Origin of the sequence: Dendronalium sp. ChiSLP03b (assembly GCF_034531165.2) — a bacterium.
In the GTDB taxonomy this organism is placed as follows: Bacteria; Cyanobacteriota; Cyanobacteriia; order Cyanobacteriales; family Nostocaceae; genus Dendronalium; species Dendronalium minutum.
This window is the reverse complement of record NZ_JAVRBR020000060.1, coordinates 50,740-69,283: the sequence shown is the minus strand read 5'-3', so window position 1 is coordinate 69,283 and position 18,544 is coordinate 50,740. Positions and strand designations below refer to the sequence as shown.

Annotated in this window: 13 protein-coding genes; 9 read left to right on the top strand and 4 right to left on the bottom strand. The window is 41.8% G+C overall.

Features of this window, described 5'->3' with window-relative positions; genetic code table 11:
• Positions 1-103: 103 nt before the first annotated feature.
• Positions 104-232 (bottom strand): hypothetical protein, encoded by a 129-nt coding sequence (locus RMY31_RS15310; RefSeq protein ID WP_322662229.1) that lies wholly within the window; start codon positions 230-232, stop codon positions 104-106.
• 202 nt (positions 233-434) lie between these two features.
• Here RMY31_RS15310 and RMY31_RS15305 point away from each other — a divergent pair, with 202 nt between their 5' ends.
• The 5 genes from RMY31_RS15305 (at position 435) to RMY31_RS15285 (ending at position 5,906) form a co-directional block, all read left to right on the top strand.
• A complete protein-coding gene (locus tag RMY31_RS15305; RefSeq protein ID WP_322662227.1) occupies positions 435-971 on the top strand; it encodes a hypothetical protein in 537 nt (178 codons plus the stop codon).
• Positions 972-982: 11 nt separating this feature from the next.
• Entirely contained in the window at positions 983-1,687 is a 705-nt protein-coding gene (locus RMY31_RS15300; RefSeq protein ID WP_322662224.1) for a mobilization protein, read from the top strand.
• Between the two features lie 200 nt (positions 1,688-1,887).
• A complete protein-coding gene (locus RMY31_RS15295) occupies positions 1,888-2,577 on the top strand; it encodes a Uma2 family endonuclease (RefSeq protein ID WP_322662222.1) in 690 nt (229 codons plus the stop codon).
• A 252-nt stretch (positions 2,578-2,829) separates the two neighbouring features.
• Complete coding sequence (locus tag RMY31_RS15290; protein WP_322662220.1) at positions 2,830-3,243, top strand: hypothetical protein; 414 nt, start codon at positions 2,830-2,832, stop codon at positions 3,241-3,243.
• 2 nt (positions 3,244-3,245) lie between these two features.
• A complete protein-coding gene (locus tag RMY31_RS15285) occupies positions 3,246-5,906 on the top strand; it encodes a tetratricopeptide repeat protein (protein ID WP_322662218.1) in 2,661 nt (886 codons plus the stop codon).
• A 72-nt stretch (positions 5,907-5,978) separates the two neighbouring features.
• Here RMY31_RS15285 and cbiE read toward each other — a convergent pair whose 3' ends face one another.
• Entirely contained in the window at positions 5,979-7,190 is a 1,212-nt protein-coding gene (gene cbiE / locus RMY31_RS15280; RefSeq protein ID WP_322662216.1) for a precorrin-6y C5,15-methyltransferase (decarboxylating) subunit CbiE, read from the bottom strand.
• Positions 7,191-7,558: 368 nt separating this feature from the next.
• On the opposite strand from cbiE, the gene RMY31_RS15275 reads away from it, so the two are divergent.
• On the top strand, positions 7,559-9,514 hold the full coding sequence (locus tag RMY31_RS15275; RefSeq protein ID WP_322662214.1) for an AAA-like domain-containing protein: 1,956 nt from the start codon (positions 7,559-7,561) through the stop codon (positions 9,512-9,514).
• Between the two features lie 137 nt (positions 9,515-9,651).
• Positions 9,652-11,247: an AAA-like domain-containing protein gene (locus tag RMY31_RS15270; protein WP_322662212.1), complete on the top strand. Its 1,596-nt coding sequence runs from the start codon at positions 9,652-9,654 to the stop codon at positions 11,245-11,247.
• A gap of 11 nt (positions 11,248-11,258) precedes the next feature.
• On the opposite strand, the gene RMY31_RS15265 is transcribed toward RMY31_RS15270, so the two are convergent.
• Positions 11,259-11,741, bottom strand: coding sequence for a CYTH domain-containing protein (locus tag RMY31_RS15265; RefSeq protein ID WP_322662210.1), 483 nt, complete (start codon positions 11,739-11,741; stop codon positions 11,259-11,261).
• A 633-nt stretch (positions 11,742-12,374) separates the two neighbouring features.
• Positions 12,375-15,134, bottom strand: a complete 2,760-nt coding sequence (locus RMY31_RS15260; protein WP_322662209.1) for a CHASE2 domain-containing protein — start codon at positions 15,132-15,134, stop codon at positions 12,375-12,377.
• Positions 15,135-15,529: 395 nt separating this feature from the next.
• Here RMY31_RS15260 and RMY31_RS15255 point away from each other — a divergent pair, with 395 nt between their 5' ends.
• Together RMY31_RS15255 and RMY31_RS15250 are read left to right on the top strand one after the other, a co-directional pair.
• A complete protein-coding gene (locus tag RMY31_RS15255; RefSeq protein WP_322662206.1) occupies positions 15,530-17,170 on the top strand; it encodes a peroxidase family protein in 1,641 nt (546 codons plus the stop codon).
• A 92-nt stretch (positions 17,171-17,262) separates the two neighbouring features.
• Entirely contained in the window at positions 17,263-18,462 is a 1,200-nt protein-coding gene (locus tag RMY31_RS15250; RefSeq protein ID WP_322662204.1) for a catalase, read from the top strand.
• Positions 18,463-18,544 lie beyond the last annotated feature (82 nt).

Here is an 18,544-nt window from a genome sequence, read left to right as displayed (position 1 = left end):
TGCAACATTTTAGCCTTGACACGCCAGTAGTGGCATGGCAAGGCTAAAATGTTGCATTAAAAATCTCTGAAAAATTGAAGTTTAGACACATAATCGAATTTTTCTATTGCACTACTTTAGCCTTGACACGCCAGTAGGGTGTGTTAACGCGATAGCGTAACGCACCTTTTATCTTCGAGCGATCGCCCGATAGAACGCCCCAAAGCACCAGAGAAATGAATTGATGACACAAAGAATACCAGCATTACTATCGGTAATCTGCCATTGAACTTTAAGCTTGATTTATGATGTTCGCTCAATCTCATAAGAGCAGAAACTATCCCTCAGCTACTTTTAGGATGGAGATACTTTCATAAATGAGTATGATTTTATCATTGGCTTGCTTGCGTGTGATGATAGGATTAATGAGATTTTGAGCTAATTCAGCGGCACAAATGGCACGCACAAAGTCTGGACAAAAGATTTCTATTCATAAACTCCAAGCTTCCGTAGCAGAACTAGAAAAGTTAGAAGAGAAACCTAAAGAAGAATTAACACTGCGAGAGAGTATTTATTTCCTCCGCACTCAGTTACAATCGGCTATGGAGAAGGGCTACAGCTATCAAGACCTTTCTGAAATACTTGCTGCTCAAGAAATTAAAATTTCGGCAGCCACACTCAAGCAATACTTAACTGAGATTGATAAGGAAGAAAGTTCAAGAAAGCGAGGGACTAAATCAAAACAAGTTAAGCAAGCTTCCTCTTCTGCTGAGAATTTACCAGCAGCATTAGCAACGTCACCAGAATCTGAATCAACTGAATCCTCTCAATTTAATGCAGATTTGGGTCAACTGACTCTAGAAATTCCACAGAAGCAGTCATCAGCGGATAGTATAGAGCCTGAACAGGAAATTACCAAAGTTGGTAGGCGAAGAAATCCAAAAACTTCCAAGCCGAAAGCGAATATTTTAAATGACTTCAATCAGTACTAGGGGTAGCTGTTATGCCGACGATTCATTTAGTAGATGGTGAAAAGGGTGGAGTAGGGAAATCTCTAGTAACCCGGACAATGGTTCAGTATTGTCTGGACAAGAGAATACCGTTTGTACCTGTTGAGACTGATAGGTCTAATCCTGATGTAGCCGGTGTTTATAAGGGAATATGTCAGTATGCTGTATTTACCGAAGATGAACGGCAGGCTGATAAAGCAGATCGAATTTTTGAAATGGCGATGTCTAAGCCAGTAGTTGTTAATCTAGCTGCTCAATCGCATAGATCTGTCAAAAACTGGATTGAGAAAAATCAGCTACTTGAACTGGGAACTGCTGAGGGAGTAAGTTTTTGCAAATGGTTTGTGTCTACAGGAGGGTATGACAGTCTCAATTTGTTTGTGCAGTCAGTAAATAGCTACGGTGACAAAATACTTCATATTCTCGTGAAGAATTTCGGTCTGTGTGACGATTGGGAACATGTTGAGTCAGACCCTGCTATGCAAAAGCTATTGAAAAAACATAGAATTCAGGTCGTAGATTTTCCGAAGCTGGCATATAAAGAGAGAAATATAATTGACCAAAACCGCCTGACCTTTGCTGAAGCAAGAGATTATAAAGAATTTGGGGTACTTGGAAGACAGCGAGTTGTGCATTTTCTCAAGCTTGCTTATGCTGCTTTTGAGACGGTAGGTATTTGGTATGAAGAAGTTAAGTAAAGAAGGCAGGAGGCAGTAGGTAGAGGGGCAGAGGGGTAGAAGGGCAGAGGGGCAGAGGGGCAGAGGGGCAGGGGGGCAGAGGGGCAGAGGGGCAGGAGAAATAAATTCTTCCTTGTCTTCCTTGTCTTCCTTGTCTCCTTGTTCCGCCACTCCTACTCCTTAGTAAGATAAAGGTGCGAACCTTACTAAAGGGATGCTACATGGTGACACAGCAACCAAACGCTAACCAGACTCCACCCTTAGAAAGTGGCGATCGCTTATCTCGTCATGAATTCGAGCGTCGTTATACAGCAAAACCCGATATCAAAAAAGCTGAACTAATTGAAGGAGTCGTCTATGTGGCATCCCCTCTGCGTTTTGAACGTCACGCTGAACCACATGGAAAGATAGTTATTTGGTTGGGAACTTATCAAATTGCCACTCCAGGCATCAAGTTAGGAATCGATCCCACAGTACGTCTAGATCGAGATAATGAACCTCAACCAGGTGGAGTCTTGTTAATCGATCGCCAGTTGGGCGGACAGTCGCGGTTAACAGAGGATGATTACATTGAAGGCGCACCGGAGTTAGCCGCAGAAATTGCTGCCAGCAGTGCAGCCTATGATTTACACGACAAAAAAAAGGCTTATCGCCGCAACAGAATTCAAGAGTACATTGTTTGGCAGATTTTAGAAAATCGGTTGGATTGGTTTCGGTTGAGTGAAAGTGAGTATGTGCTTCTCGAACCAGATGTTGATGGAATTATCAAAAGTCAAGTAATGCCTGGTTTGTGGTTAGCAGTATCGGCGTTGTTGATAGGGGATATGGTGAGAGTTTTAGCAGTATTGCAACAGGGATTGAATTCACCGGAACATCAGGAATTTGTGAAGCAGCTATCACAACGGCAGTAAAATTTTTTAGTTTTCTATATTAATTTTTTATTTTTATGACTGAATAATTATTGCTATTTTTTTAATACAAAAATTTTGTTGAATAATCAGATTTAGGCAAAAATAAGCTATCCATGTGGCTTGCTAGTTTTTTGATTGCTAAAGCTTTTTTAGTATCAGAACATATGTATTATTAACTGTAGCGATCGCACTACCGCTCATATAAGAAGAGGTCATAAGATAATGGAAAAGTGGTGACTTTGAGGAATTGAAATGACCGATCCAGTAACTACGATCGCGGCAGGGGCAATTCTCAACCTCGCATTTCAGGAATTTGCTAAGTCGGGGGCTGGGGAAGTAGCGAAGAAGACAGTGGGCGGGGCGATTTCCTTGGGGAAGGAGCTACGAGATAAAATCACTGCTAAGTTTAAAGGAAATGCAAAAGCAGAAGCGGCGATCGCAGCGGTGGAAACTGACCATTCTTCAGCAGCTTTGAGCAAGTTAGAAGTGTATTTAGATGATGCCATGACTGATGATGCTGCCTTTGCAACAGATTTACGGCAGGTGGCGCAGCAGATTATCAATATTCAAAATCAAACCACCTCCAATCGTGAGTATAAAAACTACGGGCGCGACCAAATTAATATTGAAAAAATTGAAGGTAATCCCAGAATTGGCGGGTCATAGGCATGGGAAAACCCAGTAGGCGCAAGTATGGCAACCGAGGACGCGACCAAATCAATATCGAGCAGGTAAATGGCAATATACTGCTTAAGTCACAGGAGACGGTGCGTCCTCCCGCCGAACGGGACTTGCTGGTAACAGTCAGGCAGTGGGTTGAATCTAGACTTGAAGGACAACTGCACCATGCTGTAAGACTCAATTTGCACAAGGAGACGCAGCCACAACAGGTACGTCCTTGGGGTATGGAGGTGAAGGTAGCGATCGCTCAACCGAGTCGGCTATTGTCACCGGAAACGACTATCGGGCAAGTGTTTGACCAATGTGCGGGGCGGTTACTGATTTTGGGTGAACCTGGGGCGGGTAAAACGACGAGCTTGCTAGACTTAGCTCTAGAATTGGTGGAAAGGGCAGAAAACAATCCGCAGCAGCGCATTCCTGTCCTGGTCGATCTTTCCGATTGGCAACCTACCACATCTCAATCAGCTTCTAGGCGGAGTGGAGTTACATCTCGATTCCGGGGGGCTTCCCAGAAAAATCTCTCTGAGTCTCTTCCCGAACAAGCGCCTGTTTGGTCGATCGCCAATTGGCTGGCTGGCAAGGTGCGAGAGAGATATGGTGTTTTGCCGCAGCAAATTAAGCAATGGCTAGAAGAGAAACGGTTAATACCCTTGCTGGATGGACTGGACGAGGTGCGCCCAGAGTATCAGCAGGATTGCGTGCGGGCAATTAACGAGTGGTTAAAATCAGATTTGCGTCCGAGGCAGGTGGCATTGTGCTGTCGGCGGGAGCAGTATGAGACTTATTCTCAAAAGCTGGAACTTGATGGAGCCGTTTATCTTCAAGACTTGACGGACGAACAGATCGAGACTTTTTTGGCAGAAACGAACCGAAATGAACTCAAACAGAGTTTGGTGGCAGATGCGAATTTCCTAGCGCTGATTCGCAGACCCTTGTTGCTGTCAATGGCGGTACTTGCCTATCAGGAAATAGACCCAACCCAGTGGCAACGGGCAACTTCGGCAGGCGATCGCTTAAATTTACTGTTAGATGCCTATGTGCGACGGATGCTGACACAAGATACCCCTAGCCGCGCCTATCGTCAGCGAAAAATTCCTAGCCCCGAACAGAGTCAGAAGTGGCTGGAAATTCTGGCCTTAGAGCTTTTGCAAGAATCAGAAACCGAGTTTTTGATTGAGCAAATTGAAACAACATGGCTGTCAACATCCCTTCAAAAATGGCTATTTACTATTTTTGCAGTAATTTGTTGGGGGCTAATCATTGGCGTAATTTGTTGGAGGCCAATCCCTGCCCTAAGTTTTTGGGGACGATTCTATAGATTGATCGATCTACCTCAGATTGGAGAAAGCTCTCGTTTTTGGCTGGGATTTGGGATTGGCTCTTTGTATGGCTTGGCGCTTGGAATAGATGCCTTAAAGAATTTGCCACAGATAGAATCAGTGTTAGGAGGCATCCAAATCTCATTGTTAAGTCTCAAGCCATTTAACTTTAAAGAATGGCGCTTCAAAATTAAAACTCTATCAGTACCAAATCAGGGAATTAGGAACTTGTGGCGAGATGCAATCCTGATTGCGTTAACATTTGTGCCCTTGCATACCTTGATAGTCTGTCTTGTACAAGGTTCAGCGTCTTCCCTTCATTACATTGTGGTAAATTCCTTGTTTATAGCTCTGCTACTATGGATTGTGCTGGGAGGCGGATATATCTGCATCAATCATTTTATAGTGCGTTTATCTTTATACGCCACTAACTCGATCCCTTGGGACTATGCTCGTTTTCTCAACTATTCTACAGAGCGGCTATTGCTTCAGCGTGCAGGTGGTCGCTATCGGTTTATGCATGACTTGTTGAGGCAGTCTCTTGCTCAACGTAGAATCGACACCCATCCACACCTAATTAGTTCTCAAGTTTTCTTTCGTTGCGGCGAAAGCTACCGCTCGATGGAGCAGTATGATAAAGCTTTGCAAAACTTTGATCGCGCCATTGAACTTAAGCCTAAATATCAGTGGGCGATCGCAAGTCGTGGCGAGACCTATTGCTTAATGGAACGCTACGAGGAAGCGCTGCAAGATTTCCACCGCGTCATTGAACTTAACCCCAAAGATAATTGGTCGATCGCAAGTCGAGGCGATACCTATCGCTTGATGGAACGCTACGAGGAAGCGTTGCAAGACTTCAATCATGCCATTGAACTTAACCCCAAAGATGATTGGTCGATCGCACGTCGAGGCGATACCTATCGCTTGATGGAACGCTACGAGGAAGCGTTGCAAGACTTCAATCATGCCATTGAACTTGACCCCAAGGATGATTGGTATCGATATCTCCGCGCCCTTGTCTACCTTGTCCTCCAGCAAGCCGAGTCCGCCGAAGCTGATTTAAACATTGCCATCCAAATTGCCCAACAAAAACACACCGAAAAACCTGAGAATTGCCAAAATACCTTTAACCTAGCACTCTATCACCTCGTCGTAGGCAACCTCTCAACCACCCAAGAGTTATATCAGACTACAGTTGAGCAGACTACTTTCCAAGCCAAGATCCGGGATGCCATTCAGGATCTGAAGGATTTACTGCGGGTGTTTCCTGAAAATACCCATGCCCAGCAAATGAAAGCAATGCTGGAGATGAAGCTGAAATTGCATTAAGCTTTTACTCTGATACTGTATTTAAAATCAATCGAGCGATCTTAAAATTGGCATCCTGAAAAACTGCAAGAATCAAGACTTTATTACTACCCATTGCGTGACAGGTGCCATGGCTCGCCAGCCCAAAAATTTACCAATAGGTTCCGCTCTTTGGATGGCAATCCGAGTCAAATTACCGCCGACTTGTTCGTGCCATTGAAATAAGGTTTGCTCGCCTTCAATTGTGACGACATTTGCCACCAAACGTCCGCCTGGATGTAACGCTTCCCAGCAAACATCGAAAAGTCCCGGCGCTGTTACTCCACCACCAATGAAGATGGCATCAGGTGTAGGCAAGTCTTTAAGAGTATGAGGTGCTTTACCTGCAATGATTTGTAAGTTTGGCGTACCGAGGGCGACCGCATTATCAGCAATATAATGCAGTCTCGAAGAGTTTTGCTCGATCGCAACTGCCCGACAGCGAAAATGACTCCGCATCCATTCGATAGAAATCGAACCGCAACCCGCGCCGACATCCCATAGCAGTTCTCCTGGTGTGGGAGCTAATGCTGCTAGAGTTATTGCCCTAACTTCTCTCTTAGTTAGCTGTCCATCATGGTGGTAGGCGTTATCTGGTAATCCAGGCAACCTCGGCAAAGGTACAACCCCAGCATCAGCAATACAATGAATTGCGATCGCATTCAAAGCCGCAATTTGGGTTTCACTCCAGGATGCGGCCGTACCTTCTACAATCCGTTCGTGAATGCCGCCCATGCGTTCTAATACCGTAATTTCGCTTCCACCATAGCCACGCTTTGTCAATATTTCAGCAACAGTTGCGGGTGTATCCTTTCCCTCGCTCAAAATCAACAGTCGCGCTCCCGGATAGATGTAAGACTGGAGTAAGGAGGGTGGACGACCATTTAAACTCAAGGTTTCCACCTCAGTCAAAGACCATCCCAGTCTGGCACAGGCAAGGCTAAAGGTTGAAGGTGCGGGGATTATTGTAATTTCTGAGACAGGAATATGCCGCGTCAAGGTGACACCAATGCCGTAACACATGGGATCGCCACTTGCCAGCACACAGATTGACTGACCCCGACGCTGGATAATTTCTTCTATTGAGGCGCTTATTGGGGATGTCCATGTGAGTTTCTCGCGTCGGTCATCTGCGGGCAACATTGCCAAATGGCGATCGCCGCCGACAATTACTTGAGCTTGTTCGATTAGGGAACGAGCGATCGCACTTAATCCCTCTAACCCGTCTTCACCAATGCCCACGATAGAAAGCCATTTCCGTGTCATATCAATAGGATACGTTGCCCTAGAACGCCTCAATAATTTTCCCAATTAAACAGCGGTGCGATCGCCACTTTCCAAGGGTGGAGTTTGGTTAGCGTTTGGTTGCTGTGTCACCACGTAGCATCCCTTTAGTAAGGTTCGCACCTTTACCTTACTAAGGAGTAGGGAGTGGCGGGACAAGGGGACAAGGGAGACAAGGAAGAATTTATTTCTCCTGCCCCCCTGCCCCTCTGCCTGCTTAGATGCAGCGACCTCAAAAATTTCTCTCCACCCGAATTTATTTTTCTTTGTGCAAATATTTTTTTAGTTGTATATTATTACTAAACAATCAAAAATACGTAAATCTACTTATTATTTAAGTTTTATTAACTGTGGAGCAACTTCTAGAAGCTGTAGAACAGATTCTGCAAAACAGACCTTTTGGGCACATTCAGCGGTTTGTGCTTCATCAATCTTGGTTGGGCAGAACATATGGTGAGATGGCGAATGGTTCGGGCTACCGTAGTGAATATTTCAAGGAAGTTGGCTCTCAGTTGTGGCAGGACTTATCCGAAGCATTAGGAGAGAGAATAACCAAAAAGAACCTGCATTTAGTCCTTGGTAAATATCACCAAGACAGCGCAGAGCAACAGGAATATCAGCCTCAACAGGAATTATTAGAACAATCCAGACCAGAAAATATTTTTCTCTACCCAGTCTCAGCTAGTAAAATGGACTTTCCCAGCGGTCCTGTACCTCTAGATTCTCCTTTTTATATTAATCGCCCTCCCATAGAAGAGCTGATTTGTAGCGAAATTATGCAACCAGGTTGCCTGCTGCGGATCAAAGCACCCAGGAAGATGGGGAAAAGTTCGCTGCTCAACCGCATGATTGCTCATGCTAACGAGCAGGGTTGTAAAACCGTCTATATAGACTTTCAAGAAGCTGATGAAGACATTTTTGCTTCGTTAGATAAATTTTTGCGTTGGTTCTGCATCAATGTCAGCAGGCAGTTAAACCTTTTTCCCAGTCTGGATGATTTTTGGGATGCAGAGATGGGTAGCAAGGTGAGCTGCAAAATTTACTTCGAGGCGTATTTATTGCAATACGTTGATAATAGTCCCATAGTCTTGGCTTTGAATGAAGTCAATCGAATTTTTGAACATCCCAACATTGCCCAAGACTTTTTGCCAATGCTGCGATTTTGGCACGAACAGGCAAAGCAAGATCGGGCTTGGCGAAAACTGCGGATTGTAGTAGTTCACACAACAGAAATTTATATTCCGCTCAAGCTCAATCAATCTCCCTTCAACGTGGGGATAACTGTTTCCTTGCCTCCATTTACCTTAGAGCAAGTACAGAATTTGGCGCAGCACTACGGACTCGATTGGGCAGTAAACAAGGAAGGAGGGCAACGCCTAGCATTCTTACAAGGAATGATTGGAGGGCATCCCTATTTGGCAAACCTCGCACTTTATCATCTGTGTCAAGGTAAAATGACGCTGGATGAGTTATTACAAACAGCATCTACACCAACAGGAATTTATAGTCAGCATCTACGGCATCTGTTGATGCTACTGCAAAAAGAACCGCAATTAATGTCAGCTATGCAACAGGTAGTTGCGATAGATGAAAGAGTAGAACTAGATGCAATTGCAGCTTACAAACTAGAAAGCATGGGTTTAGTGCAACTAGATGGCAATCAAGCCCGTATCAGTTGCAAGTTATATCAGCTTTATTTTCGCCAACAGTTGGTAAAACAAAATAGTACTAACTTTGCTGGTACTTTGTTGGCGCAAAAACAAAAACAGTTGCTCACAGATAAAAGTGATGCATTCCGTCATTTCATTAGCTTACAATACTTCAAGCAATATATCGAAATGGAGTGGCCACAATGGCAAACATCAGCTGTACCTCTATCTCTCATTGTGTGTGAAATTGAGTATTTGAAAGTGTACCGTGATGGTGAATATTCAACTGCGAATAATAGCTTGCAACGTATTAGCAGTACTATCCGCAACTGCCTAAAACATCAGGCTGCTCTCATAGCACATTATGAAGAGACAAAGTTTGCTGCTATCTTGCCACAAGTGAATGCCGATATTGCTATTGGGCTTGCAGAAAACATTCGCGAGAAGGTCAAGATATTAGCAATTGCCCATGCTCATTCTCAGTTTGATGAATTTCCTGAGCCTGTTTTCACTGTTAATTTAGGGATTGCAACTGCAAAACCTAATGATGAAAACTCCCCGAATATGTTGATTATTGCTGCTGAAGAAGCACTTTTACAATCGAAGCTCAAGGAGTGCTATCACTTGCAAAACTCAGTTTTAACCGATGAAAAGTAAAGCCATCAGAAGTGCTAAGTAGAGACGCGATTAATCGCGTCTAAGTGAAGAGTTAAAATTCTACCCTGCTCCTCTGCCTTGTCTCTCTTGTCCCCCACCCCTCTGCTCGCTGCCTTCTAATTAAAATTTCCAAACCAATGAAAAATTATCGATATCAAGTTGGTGGCACATTAAATAATGATGCTCCTAGCTATGTTGAACGTCAGGCAGATGTGGAACTCTACAACGCCTTGAAGCAAGGAGAGTTTTGCTATGTCCTTAGTTGCAGACAAATGGGTAAATCTTCACTGTTAGTAAAAACCAAGCATCACTTGCAACAAGAGGGTTTTAGATGTGCCACTATCGATATGACCAATATCGGTTGTGAGAATATCTCTGTAGAGCAGTGGTACAAAGGTGTTGTGGGTGACTTATGGTTGGGATTTAAGCTTTTAGGAAAGGTCAATTTAAAAGTTTGGTGGCAGGAACAGAGTGATATTTCTTTACTTCAGAAACTCAGTCGGTTCATTTCGGAAATACTATTAATTCACTATCCTAACGAAAGACTGTTTATTTTTATTGATGAAATAGATAGTATCAAGAGCCTTGGTTTCTCTGTCGATGACTTTTTTAGCCTAATTCGTTTCTGCTATAATCAACGAGCTATAGCGCCAGAATATAATCGAATTACATTTGCTATTTTCGGGGTTGCTACACCAAGAGACTTAATTCGATATCAAAATCATACTACGCCGTTTAATATTGGTAAAGCTATAGAAATAAGTGGGTTCAACTTTGAAGAGGCCCAACCACTCGCACACGGATTGGAGATCAACGGCATCAATCCCCAAAGAGTTCTTAAAGAAATCTTAGCCTGGACAGAAGGTCAACCTTTTCTTACCCAAAAACTGTGTCGATTGCTTGTAAGTTTAGCTGAAGATGATGTGGGTAAAAAGCTAAAGGTTCTCCCTGGCACAGAAACATTTTGGATAGAAAATGTAGTACGATCGCAGATTATCGATAAATGGGAATCACAAGATGAACCAGAGCATTTGCGGACAATTCGCGATCGCATCTTGAGAAACGAACAATATACTGGAAGATTACTGGGAATTTATCAGCAAATTCTACAAGGATTGGAAATACCAGTCGATGACTCTCAAGAACAGGTAGAACTTGTGCTATCTGGATTAGTATGTAGAAAGCAGGGTTTTCTAAAAGTTAAAAACTTAATTTATCAAGAAGTTTTCAACCTCGAATGGGTAGAAAATCAATTAGCTTACTTACGTCCCTACTCTCAAACCTTCAATGCATGGATAGCCTCAAAACAAGAGGATAAATCTCGTCTATTGCGCGGACAAGCCTTAATTGATGCCCAAACTTGGGCGCATGGCAAAAGCTTGAGCAACTTAGATTATCGATTTTTAGCTGCTAGCGAAGAATTAGATCGAAAAGAAGTACAACAGGCATTGGAGGCAGAACGAGCCAAAGAAGTTGAAGCACGACTACAAGAACAACAAAAAAGGCAAGCTCAACAGAGAAAAGCTTCTAGAGTAGTCAAACTTCTGCTGCTGGGTATGACTATCAAGTTTGTGATTTCTGTTGCATGGGGAGTGTCACTTTTAAGAAAGATTGAAGTTTTAGAATCACAGTTAAATTACACCCAGATAAAGCATCAGAACAAAGTAGGGAATAGGGATAACAGAGCAGGGGAGCAAGGGAGCAGGGAGAGACTAATAACAACTGACAACTGACTCATCCTTAATTACGAATTAGTATCACTTTGCCATTGTGAAAAAGGATGTTTCACTAAATTGCTGTTGAAATACTTGGGGTTTTCGGAAACTTCCTCGTCAATCCAGTCTGGCAGTTCAATCTGTTGTTTTTCATCAGTGAGTTCAACTTCTGCTAATATCAGTCCTTTATTGACCCCATCAAACTCGTCTATTTCCCAAATTAAACCACCCCACTCTAATTTGTATCTGATTTTTTCTATTAAAGGGCGATCGCACAATGTATTCAGCATCTCCTGAGCATCTTCAATAGGTATAGTGTACTCAAACTCGGCTCTCGAATATTTGATACTAGGCCCTTTAATCGTTAAGTAACCTCGATCGCCTACTATGCGGACACGTACAGTAGCTGCTTTTTGTGTACTAATGTATCCCTGACAATACACGCTACCCTCTGCTAGTTTTCTCCAACCATCTCCTTTGACTAAAAATTTACGCTCTATTTCTTTCGCCATTTTAGGCTCCGTTGTTGCTCTGATGAATGATAACTGTTAGCAAAGCGTCTCTGACACGATAAGCGATCGCTACTTACCACCAGATTGTCGATGCTTTACATTTTTACATAAATATTTAACTATTTATTAGATTTAGCAATATATTATATTTTTCCCACTTTTCCCACTTTTCTTACTTTTTTAATCTACTTTTCCCACTTTACATTAAACTAATTAAGTAAATTTAAGAGTAAAGCTATAAAAATGAAGTTTTGTTAGAGCAACTTGACTTTTCAAGAATCATTAAAAATACACAAACACTGGTAAAAGTATATTTTTACACAACGGTTATTTCTTTTTTAGTTAAGAGAATCTTCATGGCAAGTTTGTACAAATTTTTTCTTACGAATAATGAAAGCAAGTTTTCTTCTAAGACTATTCACACTCTGTTCAACCATAGAGTTTTTACTAAATCTGAGCTTAGCTACTCCAGCTAAGTCTGAAATCCAAATCAAAAGCGTTACTTTACCTGAATGGGTGGTTTTCGATAAGGATTTTAACCCTCCAGGGCAAGGAAAACCAAAAGATAGTTCAGGTGCAGGTTCCCGCAGTCGGCTTAAGTGTTCTTAATCATAAAAGTCGATTCAACTTAAATTAATGAGAGTCAGACACGATCTGCTCAATTAAAATCTGATTTTCTTGAGTTTCTGCTTGCTTAAGATATTCAATGGCTATTTGTCCGACAGCTGGTTGTTTTTTGCTAATAACAACTAATATCTCTACTGTCTGACAAAGCTGAATTTTTTCTGAATACTTATTGGTAATAATCGGTAGAGTCATCGCAGCAACCACAAGCCCAATGGCGGAGGGGACAATAGGAATCCACCAACCCTGTAAAAAGGCTAAGTAGGCAATTCCCATCAATCCTCCCCCAGCGATCGCAATCATAGTGATGATTGTTTTAGATGACTTAATCTGCCAACTTAAAGCTGCTCCCACTCCAGACCAGAGAAAAATCCACAACCATTCAACCCCTTCAGACCAAACCTGTAGTGTAGGTCGTCCTTGTAAGGCTGCACTTAAAATCTGGCTGGTGATATTTGCATGGATTGTTACACCAGCCATTTGTTTGGCAGGACCAGCAATTTGGTTGCTATAGGGTGTTTGAAACATATCGTTGACGCTTTCAGCAATTGAACCAATCAAGATAATGCGATCGCGTAACTTTTCTGGTGGTATCTGATTAGCTAACAAATCTGCGATTGAGAAGGTCTGAAATTGCTCTTGAGTGCCATGATAGTTGAGCAAAATTTGATAACCCCCTGCATCAGTTCCGATATAGCCGCCATCATTAGCTTGAAAAGGAACAAATACTGCTTTCCCTAATTGGATGCGATTGGGATTGTTGGACAAGGATTTAGGGGTAATATTAGCAGCTTCTAGATAACGTAGCGCCAGTCGCAGGCCGAGATTGAGATTTACTTCACCGTTTGCCAGTCGAACTGAAAGCAAGGCGCGGCGCAGTTTGCCATCCCCATCTAAAACCTGATCGGCAAGACCTACCTGACCTAATTTAGCTAAAACTGGCGGTGGGGCAATTTGAGTCCCTGCTACCTTTTCAATGCCAATCAAATTAGGAGTAGTTTTAAACTGTTTCACTAATTCTTGATAACCAGGTTCTACAGGCACATCTCGATACAAATCCAGCCCAATTGCTCTGGGTTTGTAGCTTTTTAAAGTCTGGATAGTTCGAGCTAACATCCGATCGGAGAGAGGATACTGACCAATTTGCTGAATATCTGGCTCATCAATCGTGATAATCGTAATTCTAGGGTCAATTTTTGCTGGTGGACGTGCTTGAAAAAAGCTATCTAATATCGTCCACTCCATACCTTGTAGTAGTCCAGTAAAACGCAATAGAAGAGCTAAACCGGTAACTCCTGTGGCAATACTCCCAATCCAACGTTTGCCCAAACGCAGTTTTTGAGCGTTGCGTTTAGCAGTTTTACGCGCGTCTGCCAAAATTTGATTTGCTTGTTTGGCAGCTAAAATAGCAAATTCTGCTTTTTCGCGTTCAATTTGTCTTGCCTGTTTTTCTGCGGCTAAATCGCGTTCAATTTTGCGTTTTGCTAGTTCCTGACTCGCAGCTAAAAATCGATAATCTGAGTCACTGAGTCTTTGATTTTTCGACCAAGCTAGTGCTGTCTGCAATGCTGTTCCCGTCAAAAGTTGTGATTCATCTTGTTCTTGGGAAATTATCCAAGCACTAAAGTGTTGCGCGTAGGGGCGCAGTTTCTCCATTTGTCTGACAACCCATTCTAAATTAAAGACTGCTTGGTAGATCCGATTTTTTACCTTTAAATATCCCTGCTGTTTGATTACTAAACCTGACAGCAGTAGTTCCATTTGTTCTTGAGAGTCATCGGTTGGTACATCTTCCAAAGCTAGAATCTGCTGATATATTCCCAGTATGCGCCCTGCAAGTTGCCCGTTACTCAAGAGGCGATCGCGAATTGTCCGCAAATGCTCCGGCTCATCCTGAGATTCCCATTTTTGAATGATGCGGGAATTCACAATACTTTCTACCCAAAAAGCCTCAGTACCAGGAGGAATAGTCAGTTTTCCACTTACTGTATCTTGACTAGAACTCACTATCAACTGACAAAGTTTTTGCGTCAGAAAAGGTTGTCCTGCTGTCCATGCTAAAATTTCTTTGAGAATTGCTTGACTATTACTTTCTTTAAATATTAATCCCTTGGCTAAAGGCTGAACTTCATTTAAGTTAAAGCCATGCAATTCTATTGCTTTCCCAATATTAAATGGAGTGCGATTGGGATCTCTAATTAACTCTGATGGTGTTGTCACACCCAAAATCACAAATGTAATGCGATTATATTCTGGATCGATTGCTCTGTGGTTATAGCAAAACCGCAACACTGCAAAAAAGTCATCAACAGCAAAATCTAAATTTTTAATACTATCAACTTCATCAATAAAAATAAAAATTCTTTTCCCAGGAAGTTGAACCAATAGCACCTCTGAAATGAACCTAATCAATCTCTGGGGTAAAGGGATATCTTCCTGCTCTTGCCACCAAGCTTTTAGGTTCAGCTTTCCTAATAATTTTAGACCTAACCATAACTCACCAACTACTCCCTTGTACCATTGTTGTGGAGTAATGTTTTCACAGCCAATATTAGTCATATCGACACTAGTACATATAAACCCTTCTTTTTGTAGACGATGCCGAGTTCTGACTAGCAGCGAAGACTTACCCATTTGTCGGGAGTTGAGGACATAACAAAACTCACCAGCTTTTAGCGCTTCATATAGTTGTGCGTCTGCCTGTCGTTGTACATAGCTAGGAGCATCTATGGTTAGGCTACCGCCAACTTGATATCTATATTGGATCATTTGACAACCTAGGGATAAACTCAAACAGTTGTACTTAGTACTAATGGATATAAATACTTATTTATACAAGAACAGAATAATTATCATACCGCATATACCAGAGATTTGGGCAATATTTTTGTGCCTAATACTACATTTTTATTTTAAGTAAATTGATTTTCCTTTATTTTTTCTAGCTTTTCCTGCCTTTTAAAAATTAAGATTTACCATACTGTAGCTCGAACTTTTGCTACTTTTCCTATGAGGGTAAACTTTTTTGACTCAAGAGATATCCTCCTAGAGAAGGGAGGTAAAATCTTATTCTTAATAGAAGCAATTTTTTTAGTTAAATTAATTTAACTAAAAAATTAGCTTGGTTGAATACAGAGCTTGAAGCAAAAAAGGTAAAAACAATTATGGCTTCAAAAAGAGACACATCAAAAGACGGATTGAGAAATAAACTTGAAACATTCGCTTTAACTAAATTTAAACCAATTTGGAACTTTATTCAAAGCAATCCAGGTTTAGCCAAAATAGTCAACAAGACTCTTATTAATAATGCTGTTTACAAAGTTCCTACACGTCCGTATCCGTTTAGTACAATGTCTCCCTATACCTCTTGGGAATCGTTAACCGATCGCACCTATTCTGGACTTCATTTACCACCTCTTGATTGGAAACCTTTAACTAATACTAACTATCTAGGAATTAATTTAACGCCAGCGGAAAATTTTGAGAAAAATCTTCCTGCTGTTGATGATTTAGCAGTTCTGTATAAGAAAAAAGGAGAGACTAAATACTCACCTAAATCTACTTTACTTTTTCCGTACTTTGTTCAATGGTTTACTGATAGTTTTTTACGAACAGATCGCCACGAACCACGCAAGAATAGTTCTAACCATCAAATCGATTTATGTAGTGTCTATGGTTTGAACCAACAAATTACTCATTTACTGAGAGCATATCAAGGGGGCAAGCTCAAAAGCCAGTTCATCAATGGTGAAGAATATCCACCGTTTTACTATGACGAAAACGGACAACCCAAGAAAGAATTTGAAGGGATGCCTCATGTTTATTCTGGCGAATTCATTCCCAAAGCAGACAGTTTTCCGCCAGAAAAGAAACAAAAATTATTTGCGATGGGGTTAGAAATAGAACGGGCTAATGTGCAAATTGGCTATGTGATGCTAAATGTTCTTGCCTTGCGAGAACATAATCGTTTATGCGACCTCTTGGCTAAGAATTATCTGACTTGGGATGATGAAAGGCTTTACCACACAGCTAGAAATATCGTGATGGTCGAACTGCTAAAAATTGTACTAGAAGAGTATATTAACCACATTACTCCCTATAACTTCAAATTTTTTACCGACCCACTCGCTTTTAGTAATGAGAAATGGTATCGCACCAATTGGATGTCGGTAGAGTTTACCTTGGTTTATCGTTGGCATAGCATGTTGCCCGATACTATAAATTATGATGGTCAGCAAGTTCCTGTACCAGATACGATGTGGAACAATGATATGATTATTAATAAAGGTTTGGGAGCATTATTTGAGGAGACTTGTTCGCAACCAGCAGCGGAACTAAGTTTATTTAATACATCTGATTTTCTCGTGCCAACAGAGTTAGCTAGTATTCGTCTGGGTCGTGCAGCAAAAGTGAGAAGTTATAACGACTATCGTGAAATGTGTAAGTATCCACGAGTTAATGATTTCAATCAAATTAGTAGCAATGATAACGTTCAAAAAGAACTGAAGCGGTTGTATGGTCATGTAGACAATATCGAGTTTTATATAGGACTCTACGCAGAAGACCTGCGACCTAATTCTGCCTTACCACCTTTAGTAGGAAGACTCATAGGAATTGATGCCTTTTCTCAAGCTTTAACCAATCCTCTATTAGCAGAACATATTTTCAATCCCGAAGCATTTTCACCCGTAGGTTGGGAAGAGATTCATAAGACTAAGACCCTCTCAGATTTGCTGCATCGCAATATTTCACAAGACAAAAACTATCGAGTTTCATTCTATAACCAAAATTGGCAATCAGTTTAATAAGCGAATGACCAAATAATTCGTAATTCATGATTTAAATTGCTAAATTACGAATTACGAATTAAAGCAAAGCGACATGACTCAAGGTGGTTATGAGCAAGAAGTTATTTACAGAATATCCCGAACAGGATGAACGCCAATATTACGATCGCTTGGTTGCACTAGCCAAGGAGCGGATGGATAATCTGTTTAAAAATGCCGAGCGGGCATTGCGAGATACTCATGCCAAAACTCACGGTAGTGTGAAAGCAACGCTCGAAATCTTCGACATTGATGAGGACGCAATTAAAAGTGAATTAAGCAAACGCGCCTCATTGACTGCTGCCCAACTCAATGCGATTTCCATTAAGCAAGGTTTGCTCGCCAAACCCAAACAATATCCTGTTTGGCTGCGATTTGCTAACGGGCGCACCAAAGTAGAAAAAGATTATGTCTCAGACACGCGCTCAATGGCAGTGAAAATAATTGGCGTGGAAGGTGAACGACTGACACAAAGCCATGAGTCGAAAACCCAGGATATTATTGTCCAAAACGCAGAGATATTTTTTATCAAAACCATCCGCGATTACTACGGCTTTTTTAGTGCTGTGGTGGAGTCAGAACAAGCAGCGCTCAAGTGGTTACTCCTACATCCTTTGCAGTTCTTGGCGTTGAATACAATTACCGCACCTGCGCCCCAGAGTTTGCTTACCGAACGATATTGGAGTGGTTCAGCATCTGCTTTGGGTCTCAACCCAGATTTTGATGCCTCGCAGACTGGTGTAGTTCCAGTTGAATATCCGGCGGTGGTTAAATATGCATTTACTCCGGTTTCTGCAAAACCGCCACACAATAGAATTCCCTTCCAGTCTAGACCAGGAATTCCGACATTTCCCTTTAGCGATCGCGCCAAAGCCCTCGGTTTAGACAAAAATCAGCCAGATAATTACTACCGCGAAGAATTAATTCAATCCCTGGCCAAATCTGATGCACAGTACTGTTGGGATTTTGGTATCCAGTTCCAAACCAGTCCAGACATGTCTATAGACGATCCCACCATTGTCTGGAAAGAAAGCGAATCACCCTTCTTTACTGTTGGTCGTCTCACTGTTAAGCATCAATTCATTGATTCTCAAAAACAAAACAATTTCTCTGAAAATCTGCAATTTTACCCCTGGAACGGTCTAGCCGTTCATCGTCCGGTGGGTGCCCTCAATCGCATACGCAGTCTTGTTTATCCCGTGGTCGCTGAATATCGTCATAGTAAGCCAGGTCAAGCCTACCAAGAACCCACAGGCGATGAAACTTTTTGAATAGCTCTAAATTCGACTTTATCCCTTGGCCGAGATTTTGCAAATATGGATCGTATAACTGTACAACGTATCCTAATTTACA